This window comes from Streptomyces sp. NPDC094143 (assembly GCF_040303825.1).
Classification (GTDB): Bacteria; Actinomycetota; Actinomycetes; order Streptomycetales; family Streptomycetaceae; genus Streptomyces.
The window spans coordinates 200,226-213,591 of sequence record NZ_JBEOTZ010000001.1 but is presented as its reverse complement, the minus strand read 5'-3'; the positions used below and the strand labels follow the sequence as shown (position 1 = coordinate 213,591).

Annotated in this window: 9 protein-coding genes; all 9 read right to left on the bottom strand. The window is 69.2% G+C overall.

The window, feature by feature from the left end:
• Positions 1–958: 958 nt before the first annotated feature.
• Positions 959–2,473 (bottom strand): amino acid permease, encoded by a 1,515-nt coding sequence (locus ABTZ58_RS00945; RefSeq protein ID WP_351348842.1) that lies wholly within the window; start codon positions 2,471–2,473, stop codon positions 959–961.
• A 147-nt stretch (positions 2,474–2,620) separates the two neighbouring features.
• Positions 2,621–4,543: a 1-deoxy-D-xylulose-5-phosphate synthase gene (gene dxs, locus ABTZ58_RS00940; RefSeq protein ID WP_351348839.1), complete on the bottom strand. Its 1,923-nt coding sequence runs from the start codon at positions 4,541–4,543 to the stop codon at positions 2,621–2,623.
• Between the two features lie 189 nt (positions 4,544–4,732).
• Positions 4,733–6,031, bottom strand: a complete 1,299-nt coding sequence (locus ABTZ58_RS00935) for a sugar ABC transporter permease (protein ID WP_351348836.1) — start codon at positions 6,029–6,031, stop codon at positions 4,733–4,735.
• The gene (locus tag ABTZ58_RS00930) at positions 6,028–6,819 is read right to left on the bottom strand and encodes an ATP-binding cassette domain-containing protein (protein WP_298568213.1); all 792 of its coding nucleotides are present in this window, start codon (positions 6,817–6,819) and stop codon (positions 6,028–6,030) included. Before ABTZ58_RS00930 ends, ABTZ58_RS00935 begins: the two co-directional genes overlap by 4 nt.
• A 184-nt stretch (positions 6,820–7,003) precedes the next feature.
• Positions 7,004–8,107, bottom strand: coding sequence for an ABC transporter substrate-binding protein (locus tag ABTZ58_RS00925; protein WP_351349581.1), 1,104 nt, complete (start codon positions 8,105–8,107; stop codon positions 7,004–7,006).
• A 133-nt stretch (positions 8,108–8,240) separates the two neighbouring features.
• Positions 8,241–9,452, bottom strand: a complete 1,212-nt coding sequence (locus tag ABTZ58_RS00920) for an ROK family transcriptional regulator (RefSeq protein WP_351348833.1) — start codon at positions 9,450–9,452, stop codon at positions 8,241–8,243.
• Positions 9,453–9,868: 416 nt separating this feature from the next.
• Positions 9,869–10,792 (bottom strand): carbohydrate ABC transporter permease, encoded by a 924-nt coding sequence (locus ABTZ58_RS00915; RefSeq protein WP_351348830.1) that lies wholly within the window; start codon positions 10,790–10,792, stop codon positions 9,869–9,871.
• Positions 10,792–11,718, bottom strand: a complete 927-nt coding sequence (locus tag ABTZ58_RS00910) for a carbohydrate ABC transporter permease (RefSeq protein ID WP_351348828.1) — start codon at positions 11,716–11,718, stop codon at positions 10,792–10,794. The genes ABTZ58_RS00915 and ABTZ58_RS00910 overlap by 1 nt, the downstream gene beginning before the upstream one ends.
• A 42-nt stretch (positions 11,719–11,760) precedes the next feature.
• A complete protein-coding gene (ngcE, locus tag ABTZ58_RS00905) occupies positions 11,761–13,215 on the bottom strand; it encodes an N-acetylglucosamine/diacetylchitobiose ABC transporter substrate-binding protein (RefSeq protein WP_351348825.1) in 1,455 nt (484 codons plus the stop codon).
• Between the last annotated feature and the right edge of the window lie 151 nt (positions 13,216–13,366).

The window sequence follows — 13,366 nt, the reverse complement described above, 5'->3', positions numbered from 1 at the left end:
CGCGGCGCGCGCCAATCGCCCGGACCGGCCCGAGGGCCGGTGCCGCGCATCCGCCGCGAACCGGGAGCAGCCCGGGGACCTCGCGCGGGACGCCCGTCGCCCGGGACCAGCCCGGGAGCCCGTGCCGCACATCCGCCGCGAACCGGCAGCAACCCAGGTCGCCTCGCGCAGCGCGCCCATAGCGGCCCGGCACGGCTCCGGGCCGCGCGGTGCCCTCCCCCTCGGCCCGGCAGCAGCACGGGAGCGACCTCGCGCGGCGCGCGCCAATCGCCCGGACCGGCCCGAGGGCCGGTGCCGCGCATCCGCCGCGAACCGGGAGCAGCCCGGGGACCTCGCGCGGGACGCCCGTCGCCCGGGACCAGCCCGGGAGCCCGTGCCGCGCATCCGCCACGAACCCGCAGCAACCCAGGTCGCCTCGCGCAGCGCGCCCATAGCGACCCGGCACGGCTCCAGGACGCGCAGTGCGCTCCCCCTCGGCCCGGCAGCAGCACGGGGCGACCTCGCGCGGCGCGCGCCAATCGCCCGGACCGGCCCGAGGGCCGGTGCCGCGCATCCGCCGCGGACCGGCAGCAACCCAGGGACCTCGCGTGGTACGCCCCTGGCAACCCGGCAGCAGCCCCGCGGGCCTCGCATGGGGCGCCCCTCGCGGCCCGGCAGCAGCCCGGGGATCTCACCCGGCGCGCCCCTCACGGCCCGCGACCAACCCGGGCGGCGCGCCGCGTCTCCGCCGCATCCCAGGGACTCGTGCGGTGCGCCGGTCGCAGCCCGGCAGCAGCTAAGGACCTCACCCCGCGCGCCCCTCGTAGTCCGGAACCGGCCCGGGCGGGGCGGCCCGGGCCGTGCGGTCGTCGCGGGCCGGCAGCAGCCGCCGGAGGGCCGTGCGGGCGTCCGTCGCCCCCGGTGTGGCGTCGGCGGCCCTGGCGCCCGGGCGCCCTCGGCGGCCCGGGTTCCGTGGCGGCTAGGGCGTCGTGCCGCCGCCCGCGGTCGGCTGCTCCTCGGCCGCTCCGGCGCGTAGGCGGCTGTGGGTGCGGCCGTAGAGGAAGTACACCAGGAAGCCGGCCGCCATCCAGATGCCGAACCGGACCCATGTCTCGGCGGGCAGGTTGATCATCAGCCACAGGGAGGCGCACACCGACAGGATCGGGATGACCGGGACCCACGGGGTGCGGAACGCCCGGGGCAGGTCGGGGCGGGTCCGGCGCAGGATGATCACGCCGATCGCGACGACCACGAAGGCGAACAGCGTGCCGATGTTCACCAGGGCGGCCAGTTCCGTCAGCGGCGTGAACCCGGCCAGGATCGCGATGATCACACCGAGCAGGATGGTCGGCCGGTGCGGCGTCTTGAACCGGGGGTGCACGCGCGAGAAGAACCGCGGCAGCAGCCCGTCACGGCTCATGGCGAAGAACACCCGGGTCTGCCCGAGCAGCAGGATCATGCACACCGTCGTCAGACCGACCGCGGCCCCGAAGCTGATGAAGCCCGCGTACCACGGGTGTCCCGTGGCCTTGAACGCGTCGGCCAGCGGCGCGTCCACGGACAGCCGGGTGTAGTTCTGCATGCCGGTGACCACGATCGAGACGAGCACGTACAGCGTGGTGCAGATCAGCAGGGAGCCGAGGATGCCGCGCGGCATGTCGCGCTGCGGGTTGCGCGTCTCCTCGGCGGCCGTGGCCACCACGTCGAAGCCGATGAAGGCGAAGAACACGACCGAGGCGGCGGTGAAGATGCCCATCACGCCGAAGTTGGACGGCGCCCAGCCGAACATCAGCTGGATCAGCGGCGAGTCGAGACTCGCCCCGGCCTCCACCGGCTTCTCCTTCGGGATGAACGGGTCGTAGTTCTCACCCTTGATGAGGAACGCGCCCGCGATGATCACCACGAGCACGACCGTGACCTTGATGGCGACGACGAGCGAGGTGATGCGCGCCGACAGCTTCATGCCGAGGACGAGGATGACCGTGAGGACCAGCACGAGCACGGCGGCGAGGATGTCGAAGCCGAAGCCGTCGGCGCCCTCCCGGCTGCCCAGGGCCGCCGGCATCTGCCAGCCGGCGTTGTCCATGAGCGACTGGATGTACCCCGACCAGCCGACGGCCACCACCGCCGTCCCGAGCGCGAACTCCAGGACCAGGTCCCAGCCGATGATCCAGGCTGGCAGTTCCCCGAGGGAGGCGTACGAGAACGTGTAGGCGGACCCGGCGACCGGGACCGTGGAGGCGAACTCGGCGTAGCAGAGCGCGGCCAGCGCACAGGCGACACCGGCCGCCGCGAACGCCAGGGCCACCGCGGGCCCGGCGTTGTTCTTGGCGACGGTGCCGGTGAGGACGAAGATGCCGGTGCCGATGATCACACCGACACCGAAGACGGTCAGATCCAGCGCGGACAAGGACTTCTTGAGCGCGTGCTCTGGCTCCTCGGTATCGAGGATGGACTGCTCGACCTTCTTCGTCCGGAAGAGGGTGCTGCTCACGGGGTACCTCCCACGCTTGTCGTCCTCGACATGATCGAGAGGGGGCACCATCCGCATGCCCCGACAGCGACGGAATCACGCCAATGGGCCGGTTTCACCACCCTTGTCGGGGGTGAAACCGGCCCATTCGGCGGTACCGGGTGGGCGTCAGTCGCGCGCGGGCTCCACGGAGTCGACCGTGGCCCGCTCGTAGCGCCCGTCCAGCTTGGCGACCAGGCCGGTCACCTGCCGGGCGATGTCCGGCGCGGTGAGGCCGATCTCGGCGAGCACCTCGGCGCGCGAGGCGTGATCGAGGAAGCGCGGCGGGATGCCGAAGTCGCGCAGGGGGACGTCGACTCCCGCGTCGCGCAGCGCCTGCGCGATGGCCGAGCCGACGCCGCCGACCCGGCTGTTGTCCTCGACGGTGACGACCACGCGGTGCCGCTCGGCGAGCGGGGCCATGGCCTCGTCGACGGGTTTGACCCAGCGCGGGTCGACGACGGTCGTGGAGATGCCCTGCTTGTCGAGCAGTCCGGCGACCTCCAGGCACATCGGCGCGAGGGCGCCGACGGAGACCAGCAGCACGTCGGGCCGGTCGGTGCCGGGCTCGCGCAGCACGTCCATCCCGCCGACCCGGCGCACGGCCGGTACGGCGGGGCCGACGGCACCCTTGGAGAAGCGGACCACGGTCGGCGCGTCCTCGACGGCGACGGCTTCGCGCAGCTGGGCGCGGACCTGGTCGGCGTCGCGCGGCGCGGCCAGCCGCAGCCCGGGCACCACCTGGAGGATCGACATGTCCCACATGCCGTTGTGGGAGGCGCCGTCGGTGCCGGTGACCCCGGCCCGGTCCAGGACGAAGGTGACACCGCACTTGTGCAGCGCCACGTCCATCAGCACCTGGTCGAAGGCGCGGTTGAGGAAGGTGGCGTAGACGGCGAACACCGGGTGCACGCCGCCCGTGGCCAGGCCCGCGGCGGAGACGGCGCCGTGCTGTTCGGCGATGCCGACGTCGTAGACCCGCTCCGGGAAGCGCTTGGCGAACCTGTCCAGGCCCACCGGCTGGAGCATGGCGGCGGTGATGGCGACGATGTCCTCGCGCTCCTCGCCGAGCTTCACCATCTCCTCGCCGAAGACGGAGGTCCAGTCGGCGCCGGAGCTGGCGATCGGCAGGCCCGTGTCGGGGTGGATCTTGCCGACGGCGTGGAAGCGGTCCGCCTCGTCCTGGAGGGCGGGCTGGTAGCCGCGGCCCTTCTCGGTGAGGCAGTGCACGATGACGGGCCCGCCGAACCGCTTGGCGCGGGCCAGGGCGGACTCCAGGGCCTCGATGTCGTGGCCGTCGATCGGGCCGACGTACTTCAGGCCCAGGTCCTCGAACATGCCCTGCGGGGCGATGAAGTCCTTCAGGCCCTTCTTGGCGCCGTGCAGGGTGTCGTAGAGCGGCCGGCCGACGACCGGGGTGCGCTCCAGGACCTCCTTGGTGCGGGCGAGGAAGCGCTCGTAGCCGTCGGTGGTGCGCAGGGTCGCCAGGTGGTTGGCGAGGCCGCCGATGGTCGGCGCGTAGGAGCGCTCGTTGTCGTTGACGACGATGACGAGCGGGCGGTCCTTGGCGTCGGCGATGTTGTTCAGCGCCTCCCAGGCCATGCCGCCGGTCAGGGCGCCGTCGCCGATGACGGCGACGACGTGGTCGTCGCGCTTCATCAGCTGGTTGGCCTTGGCGAGGCCGTCGGCCCAGCCGAGGACGGTCGAGGCGTGCGAGTTCTCGATGACGTCGTGCTCGGACTCGGCCTGCGAGGGGTAGCCGGACAGGCCGCCCTTCATCTTCAGCCGGGAGAAGTCCTGGCGGCCGGTGAGCAGTTTGTGGACGTAGGACTGGTGTCCGGTGTCCCACAGCACCTTGTCCCTGGGCGATTCGAAGACCCGGTGCAGGGCGATGGTGAGCTCCACCACGCCGAGGTTGGGGCCGAGGTGACCGCCGGTCTTGGAGACCGCTTCGACAAGGAAGGTCCGGATCTCCTCCGCCAGCTGGTTCAGCTCCTCCAGGCTGAGCCGGTCCAGATCGCGCGGTCCCCTGATACGGGTCAGCAGCGGCACCCGTGCCTCCTTGCAGTAGAGCTGATCGAGCTGTTGCCGGGCGTGTCGAGTCTAATGTTCCGCCCCAGGGGACCGCGCCGAGGCCGTGCGTCATCCGTCACGCATTCGGCTGTACCCAACTTGGGCCCCGCCTACGACACGACTGTGCCCGGCACCTGTCGGTGCCGGGCACAGTGAGGGTCTTCGGCGCTACGCGCGACCCGCGGTCTTCTGCGTCTTGCGCGTCACCGCGTCGATGACGACCGTGGCGAGGAGCACACCACCGGTGATCATGTACTGCACCGGGGAGGCGATGCCCTCCAGGGCGAGGCCGTACTGGATCGAGACGATCACCAGCACACCGAGCAGCGCGTTCCACGTGCGGCCGCGGCCGCCGAAGAGGGACGTGCCACCGATCACCGCCGCGGCGATCGCGTTCATCAGCAGGTCACCGCCGCCGGCGCCCTGGTTGGCCGCCGCGATCTTCGAGGCGATGAACAGGCCGCCCACCGCGGCGAAGGTGCCGGAGATCGCGAAGACCGAGATCCGGACCATCTCCACGTTGATGCCGGCCCGGCGCGAGGCCTCGACGCTGCCGCCGAGCGCGAACACCTTGCGGCCGTACGCCGTGCGCCGCAGCACGAAGTCCGTGACCAGCAGCACCACGATGAAGATCACCACGGCGAGCGGCAGGCCCTTGTACTGGTTGAAGACGATGGCGACGGCGAAGGCGAGGACCGCCAGCAGCACCGTGCGCACGATCGTCTCGCTCAGCGGCCGGGACGGCACACCCGCGGCCTCGCGGCGGCGGTTGCCGTAGAAGGAGCTGAGGAAGTACCCGGCGGTCACCACCGCGGCCAGCGCGTACGCGGCGGCCACGTCGGAGAAGTAGTAGCTCGTCAGCTGGGCCACGACCCCGTCCGGGTCGAGGTTGATCGTGCCGTTGTCGCCCAGGGTCTGGAGCATGAAGCCGTTCCAGAACAGCAGACCGGCCAGGGTGACGGCGAAGGCGGGGACGCCGATCTTCGCGAAGAAGAAGCCGTGCAGCACGCCGGCGACCGTGCCGGTGAGGATGGCCAGCACGAAGGCGAGCCACTCGTTCATGCCGTTGGTGACGTTCAGCACCGCGAAGGTCGCACCGGCGACACCGGACACCGAGCCGACCGACAGGTCGATCTCGCCGAGCAGCAGCACGAACACGATGCCGACGGCGATCATGCCCGTGCCGACCATGGCGACGGACATGTCGGACAGGTTGCCCGCGGTGAGGAAGTTGGAGTTCAGGCTCGTGAAGATGAGCCAGATGATGGCCAGGCCGATGACGACCGGGATGGAACCCAGGTCACCGGACTTCATCTTCCGCTTGAACTCGGTGACGTAGCCCGCGAGGCCCTGCTCGCGCACCAGCAGCCGCGGGTCGACGACCGTGACGGCGGCCTTGGCCGCCTCGGGGTTCTCCACGACGTGCTCTTCGGATCCCGGAGCCGCGGAGGTCTTGTCGATGCTCACTTGGAAACCTCCCCGTTCGTGCGCGCCGCACGGCGGGTCACGGCGTTGTCGGTGGCGCCGGTGATGGCGGAGATGATCTCTTCCTGCGAGGTCGACTTGACCTCGAAGACGCCGTTGTTGCGCCCGAGGCGCAGCACGGCGACCTTGTCCGCCACGGCCTTGACGTCGGCCATGTTGTGGCTGATCAGGATCACGGCGTGACCGCGTTCGCGCAGCCGCTCGACCAGGTCGAGGACCTGGGCGGTCTGCTCGACGCCGAGCGCGGCGGTGGGCTCGTCGAGGATGACCAGCTTGGGCTCTCCGAGCATGGACCGGGCGATGGCCACGGTCTGGCGCTGACCACCGGAGAGCGAGGCGATCGGGATGCGCACGCTGGGGATGCGGATCGACAGCGTGTCGAGGAGCTCGCGGGAGCGGCGCTCCATCTCCACCTCGTCCAGGATGCCGCGCTTGCGCAGCTCCCGGCCCAGGTAGAGGTTGCCGACGACGTCGATGTTGTCGCACAGCGCGAGGTCCTGGTAGACGGTCGCGATGCCCAGGTTCTGGGCGTCGTGCGGCTTGTTGATCTGGACGGACCTGCCGTCCCATTCGATGACGCCCTCATCGATGGGGTGCACGCCGGCGATCGTCTTGACCAGCGTGGACTTTCCGGCGCCGTTGTCGCCCACCAGGGCGACCACCTCACCGGCGTGGACCTCAAGCTCTACGTCGGTGAGCGCCTGTACGGCACCGAACCGCTTTGAGACCCCGCGCAACGCCAGCACGGGCGTAGCGGACACGTGAACCATCTCCTTCGCCGCCTGACCCGGCGGGAGGTTGTGCAGAAGTGTGGGAGGAGTGATCACTCCGGCGCCCCGCGGAGCTTGCGGGGCTGGTGTGGCGGGGCGCCGGAGGAACTCGGGGCAGCCGGTCCGTGGGAGTTCCGGGAGTCCGGACGGACTCCCTGGTGTCTTCATCGGACCTGGCGGCTGCTTAGTTGAGGCCGATCTTGTCGCAGGCGGACTTGTACTTGCCCGCGCAGATCTCGTTCACGGTGTAGATGCCGTCCTTGATGACGGTGTCCTTGATGTTGTCCTTGGTCAGCGAGACGACCGGGACCAGGACGGACGGGATGGCCTTGGTGGTCGGGCTGTCGACCTTGTCCTTGGCGATCGAGTCGAGCGACTTGCCCTGGGCGAGGGCGACGGCCATCTCGGCCGCGACGTCCGCCTCCTGCGGGTAGGGCTTGTAGACGCTCATGTACTGCTCACCGGTGACGATGCGCTGCACGCCGGAGAGCTCGGCGTCCTGGCCGGTGACGGGGATGTCGGCGATGCCGGCGGCCTTCAGGGCGGTGATGATGCCGCCCGCCATGCCGTCGTTGGCGGAGTAGACGCCGACGATCTTGTCCTTGCCGAGGGCGGAGATGGCGCCCTCCATGTTGGCGTTGGCGTTCTCCGGCTTCCACTCCTTGGTGTCGTACTCGCGGCCGATCTTCACCTTGCCGTCGAGCACGGAGTGCGCGCCCTTCTTGAACTGGGCGGCGTTCGGGTCGGTGGAGGACCCGTTCATCATGACGATCTGGCCGTCCTTGGCCTTGTCGCCCAGGGCCTTCAGCAGGGCCTCGCCCTGGGTCTTGCCGACGGTCTCGTTGTCGAACGAGGTGTAGGCGTCGATCGGGCCCTCGGCCAGGCGGTCGTAGGCGACGACGGGGATGCCGGCGTCCTTGGCCTTCTTCACCGAACCGGCGATGGCCTTGGAGTCCACAGCGTCCACGATCAGCACGTCGACCTTGTTGGTCACCATCGTGTCGACCTGCTGGTTCTGCGTGCTGGCGTCCTGCTTGGCGTTGGCGTAGACGACCTCGCCCTTGCCGTTGGTGAGTTCCTTGACCTTCTTCTCGATGAGCGGCCGGTCGAACTTCTCGTAACGGGCGGTCGCGTTCTCGGGAAGGAGCAGACCGACCTTGATGTCGTCGCCCTTCTTGGCGGACCCCGCGGTGGAGTCGGCGTTGTCGCCGGACTCCTTGGCGCTGCCACAGGCAGCAAGCGAAACAGCCATCACACCTGCGGCCACAGCAACGGCGGCGCGACGCATACGCGTGTTCACTTCAGAAACCTCCCTGACGAGGCCGCGACATTGCGGCCGAGGTGGCTGGAAGTCAACTCGGCCACACGTGCGACGTCAAGAAGTAAATCCTTAACGAGATGGCAACGGTGCCATCCGTTCTCTAAGTGAAGGCAGGGGTGACGGCCTTCAGGGGACCTGCGGCCGTCCCGTCCAAAAGGGTCGAATCGCCCATCTCGCTGAGTGCGAGAGCGAGCGCTCCGAGCACCTCCGCACGGCCGCCGAGAGCCCCCGGGAGAACGGACAGCTGGCGCGCCGCACTGGGGATGGCATAGCGGCCGACAGACTCCCGGATGGGCCCGAGCACCAGCTCTCCGGCCTCGGCGAGATCACCGCCGAGGACCACCCGGCTCGGGTTCAGCAGGTTGCAGAGATTGGCCACTCCACTGCCGATGTGGCGGCCGACGTCGGCGATCACCCGACGGCAGCCCGGATCTCCGTCCCGGGCGAGCCGCACGACGCCTTCCATGGTCAGATCGGTCCCGTGGCTGGACTGGAGCAGCGGGAGCACGTAGCGCGCGGCCGTGAAGGTCTCCAGGCAGCCGCGGTTGCCGCAGCGGCAGACCGGGCCGGATTCATCGAGTGTAATATGTCCGATTTCTCCGGCGGTGCCGCCAGGGCCCCGGTAGATCTTCCCGCTGATCACCAGGCCGGCGCCGACACCGCTGGCGACCTTGATGTACGCCAGGTCGCGTACGCCCCGGCCGCTGCCCCAGACCATCTCGCCGAGGGCGCCGAGGTTGGCGTCGTTGTCCACGTGGACGGGGACGCCGAGGCGGTCGCGCAGCTCCTCGGCGGGTTTGGTGCCGGTCCAGCCCGGGAGGATGGCGGTGGAGCCGAGCGTGCCGGACTCCACGTCGATGGGGCCGGGCACGCCGAGGCCGACGCCGGCGATCTTGGAGCGGTCGACGCCGGTGGCCTCGATCAGGCGGGTGACCAGCTGTTCCGCGCGGTCGAAGCCCTGGGTCGACGAGGCGTCGACGTCGAGGGGCTCGGACTCCTCGGCCAGGACCTGGTGGGCGAGGTTGCCGATGGCGACGCGGAGGTGGGTGTGGCCGAAGTCGACGCCGATGACGATGCCGGCGTCGCCGCTGAGCGACACGCTGCGGGCGCGGCGGCCACCGGCGGAGGTCGGCGTGACCTCGACCGTGCCGCCGTCCTTCAACTCCCGGACGATGTTGGAGACCGTCGCCGCGGACAGGCCCGTCGTCCGCGCGATCTCGGCCTGGGTGAGGGAGCCCGCCAGGCGCACGGCTCGTACGACCCGCTCCAGGTTGGCTCGGTGCAGCGACGACTGCGACCCCGGAGTCTCCACGACGACCTCCTGCGCACGGGGCCGCATCGATGAGGCCCCGTCTATGTCCAACTAGTGAACTCTAAGCTGAGCCGTTCGGGTTGCCTCCCGTCAAGAGGTTGAACTGATTCCGGGCGGTATGCGGGTGGTTGCGGAGTGCTACGCGGTAGTTCGCGCTTACTGTCGGCGGGGGGTGGGCGGGGGTGCGGGGTCTTCGCCGGAGAGTGGGTGGGAGTGCGGGGTCTTCGCCTGACGCCGGGTGGTGGGTCGGGGCCGCGCCGGGGGGTGCGGGTCGTCGCCCGCTCAGCTGCGGGCAGTCGTGCCTCCCCCAGTGCCTTGAGGGCCTGGGAGGTGCCCCCAGGGCGGCGCGGGTGGGCGCAGCGGCGCCTCGTCGCGCCGGACTGCGCACCAACCCGGCGGTGCCGGTCAGGCCCGGGCTACTTCAGCGCCCCCGCCGTCAGCCCCTGCACCACCTGCCGCTGGAAGATGATGTACGCGGCGAGGACCGGCAGCATCGCCATGACCAGGCCCGCGAACAGGCCCGACCAGTCGCCCTTGTACCCCTGGCTCACCGCCAGCTGCACCAGGCCCTGGGTGAGGACCCGCTTGTCGGGGTCCGTGTTGAGGACCGTCGGGAGCATGTACTGGTTCCACTGGCCCAGGAAGTTGAAGATGCCCACGCTGATCAGGCCCGGCTTGGCCATGGGCAGCATGACCTGGAAGAACGTGCGGCTGTGGGAGGCGCCGTCGACGAAGGCCGCCTCGGCGATGGACGTCGGCAGCGTGCGGAAGAACGCCGTGAGGAAGAACACCGTGAACGGCAGCGAGTAGGCGATGTAGACCAGGATCAGGCCGTGGATGGTGTTCAGCAGGCCCATGTTGTTCACGACGTAGAACAGCGGGACCAGGGCCAGCATGATCGGGAAGCTCATGCCGCCGATGAACAGGTAGTAGATGAAGCGGTTGCCCGGGAAGTCGAAGCGGGCCAGGACGTAGGCCGCCATGGAGCCAAGGACGAGCGTGCCGATGAGCGACCCGCCGACCACGAGGACCGTGTTGAGGAAGTAGTCGCTCATGTTGGCCTCGGTCCACGCCCTCGACCAGTTGTCGAAGTGCAGCGAGTCCGGGAGCGACCAGGGCGAGCTGAAGATGGAGCGGTCGTCCTTGAACGACGTCATGACCGCCCAGAGCAGCGGCATGACCACCATGACCGCCCAGATGACCAGGACGCCGTGGGAGAAGACGTTGAGGACCGTGCCCTCTTTCTTCGCCTTGGGCGGTGCGGCCGGCGGCAGGTCCTCCTTGGTGAGGACGGCGCCGGACCCGGCCGGGAGCGGAGCGGGGGTTTCGGTGGTCTTCATCAGTACTCCAGCCGCTCGCGGCGGCCCAGCCGCATCACCACGGCGGCGAAGGCCAGCGTGACGACGAGCAGGGCGACACCGATGGTGGTGGCGTAGGCGGCCTGCCCGTCCCGGAACGCCTTCTGGTACACGTACAGGACCATGACGGTGGTCGAGTAGTCGGGACCGCCCGGCCCGGTCGTCATGATCTGCACGACCGCGAACGACTCGGCGCCCAGGGCCAGGATGCCCATGTAGACCCAGCCGGACTGCACCGTGTCCCACAGGAGGGGCAGGGTGATCCGGAAGAACGTGGTGAAGCGGTTCGCGCCGTCCAGCAGGGCCGCCTCGTACATGTCCGCCGGGATGGAGGCCATGCCGGCGGAGAAGAGGACCACGAAGAAGCCGACCGTGGACCAGACGAGGACCGCCATCACCGCCCAGAGGGCCAGATCGGGGTCGCCCAGCCAGAGGGGCTGGAGGTCGCCGAGGCCGATGCCGCGCAGGAGCGAGTTGATCGCGCCGCTGTCCGGGTTGTACGCGAACGCGAACAGCAGCGCGACGATGGCGATCGAGAGGACCTGCGGGAAGAAGTAGACGATCTTGTAGAAGGAGGAGCCGCGGACACCGGTGACGACCGGGCCGTTCTTTCTCTTTCTGCCGCCCACGTTGATCATGAAGGCGAAGAACAGCGCGAGCCCGATCGTCACCACCGGCAGCAGGAGGGCGAACAACAGGCTGTGCTGCAACGACTTCCAGAAGATGTCGTCGTCCAGCATCCGGCTGTAGTTGTCGAAACCGACCATCTTGAATTCGGGACTCAGGCCGGTCCAGTCCGTGAACGAGTAATAGATGGACTGGATGAACGGCCAGACCACGAAGAGCGCGTACAGTCCCAGGGGCAGCGCGAGGAAGCCCACGATGAACCGGTACTTGCCGTGCTGCATCGCCACTCCGGTGCCGTTGCGGAAATTGGGTTTCCGGTGCCGTTACTGGTGCTTGTAGTGCTTGATGGAGTCGTCCTTGGCGGCCTCGTCGGCGAAGCCCTGGATCTTGTTGATGGCCTCGGCGGGAGTGAGGCGGCCGGCCATCATCTCGCCCAGACCGGAGACGCCGATCTTCTCCTTCTGCAACTGCACGTACCAGTCCTGCAGACGGGGGTTCACCACGTTCTCGCCGGCCTTCTCCAGCGCCGCGACGCCCGACTTGAGGCCCGGGGTGAGGGCGATGCCGTCGGTGCCGCCGTTGTAGGCGGTCAGCGACTTCACCTTGCTGGTGAAGTTCTTCGAGGAGGCCTCGCTGAGCATGATGCGCAGCTGCTCCATGCCGCCGGGGGCGTTCTTCGCCTTCGCCGGGACGATGAAGGGCTCGCCGCCGGAGGCCCAGATCGTGCCGAAGGGCAGCTTGTCGGAGGAGTCCAGGCCGGTGGGCGCGGAGACGGCCAGGTCGAAGTCCTCCGGGATGACGTTCGCCGACTCGTTCTCCACCCAGGAGCCGTTCGGGATGAACAGCGCCTTGCCCTCGGCCCACGCGGTCTGCGACTGGATGTGGTCCAGACCCGGGGTGCCCTTGAGGACGTAGCCCTTCTTGTAGAGCTCGTAGTAGGCCTCGAAGCAGGCCTTGACGGCCGGGTGCTTCCAGGCGTTGGGCTCCAGGTTGTCGATGGCGTCGAGGACCTCGCGGCCGCCGACCTTGCCGATCATCGGGTAGAGCGAGAAGGGGATGTAGTACGGGTACTTGCCCGCGTACGTCCAGCCCGCCATGCCCTTCTTCTTGGCCTTGGCGCAGACCGCGAGCATCTGGTCCCAGGTCTCCGGGTACTGCTCGTCGAGCGAGTCCAGGGCCTTCTGCGAGTACCAGACGCCGTACACCGTGTAGGCGTAGTACAGGATCCAGACCTTCTCGCCGTCGAACTGGCCCATCTCCACGATGCCGGGGCGCAGCGTGTCGCGGACCTTCTTGGCCGGGTCGTCGTAGGAGGGCGCGTCCAGCAGCGGGGTGAGGTCGGTGAGCTGGTTCTTGCCCACCAGGACGCCCATGTCCATCTGTTCGGCGCCGGAGTTGTCGATGAGGTCCGGCGGGGTGCCCTGGTTGAAGCGGGGCTGGAGCGTGGACTGGATCTTCTGGGTGGCGGAGAACTTCACCGACGCCTCGGGGAAGTTCTTCTCGTAGATCTTCACGGCGTCCTCGGCGTACTCCTTGCCGAAACCGCCGTCGAACAGGACGAATTCCAGGCCGGCCGTGTCGTTGACGGCGAGCGGGTTCTTCGCGGTCTTCTTGCCGGCCTTGGCCTTGTCCCCGCTGTCGTCGCCGCCGCTGCTCGCGCAGGCGGAGAGGAAACTCATGGTGGGGACGGAGATCAGCCCGAGCGCGGCGGATCGTTTGATCAGGTCACGGCGGCCGACACCCTCGGTGCCGTGGTGCTCGGCGGAAGTGGATCCCATGCTCAAGTCCTCGCCTTCTCCAGGACTCAGGCGGTGAACCGGATCCTTGCCGGCACCGCGATCGGGTCACGCTGGGTCGTGCAGGAAAGTGCGGGTGGTGACGTGCGGATCGTGTGAATCGCCCGACAGGTATAGTCCACTTCCCGCCAGC

What these genes read in the sequence shown, in the direction of transcription:
- ABTZ58_RS00930 (WP_298568213.1), bottom strand. Translation starts at nt 6,819, where the DNA reads ATGGTTCACGTGTCCGCTACGCCCGTGCTGGCGTTGCGCGGGGTCTCA.
- ABTZ58_RS00925 (WP_351349581.1), bottom strand. Translation starts at nt 8,107, where the DNA reads ATGCGTCGCGCCGCCGTTGCTGTGGCCGCAGGTGTGATGGCTGTTTCG.
- ABTZ58_RS00915 (WP_351348830.1), bottom strand. Translation starts at nt 10,792, where the DNA reads ATGAAGACCACCGAAACCCCCGCTCCGCTCCCGGCCGGGTCCGGCGCC.
- ABTZ58_RS00910 (WP_351348828.1), bottom strand. Translation starts at nt 11,718, where the DNA reads ATGCAGCACGGCAAGTACCGGTTCATCGTGGGCTTCCTCGCGCTGCCC.
- ngcE (WP_351348825.1), bottom strand. Translation starts at nt 13,215, where the DNA reads ATGGGATCCACTTCCGCCGAGCACCACGGCACCGAGGGTGTCGGCCGC.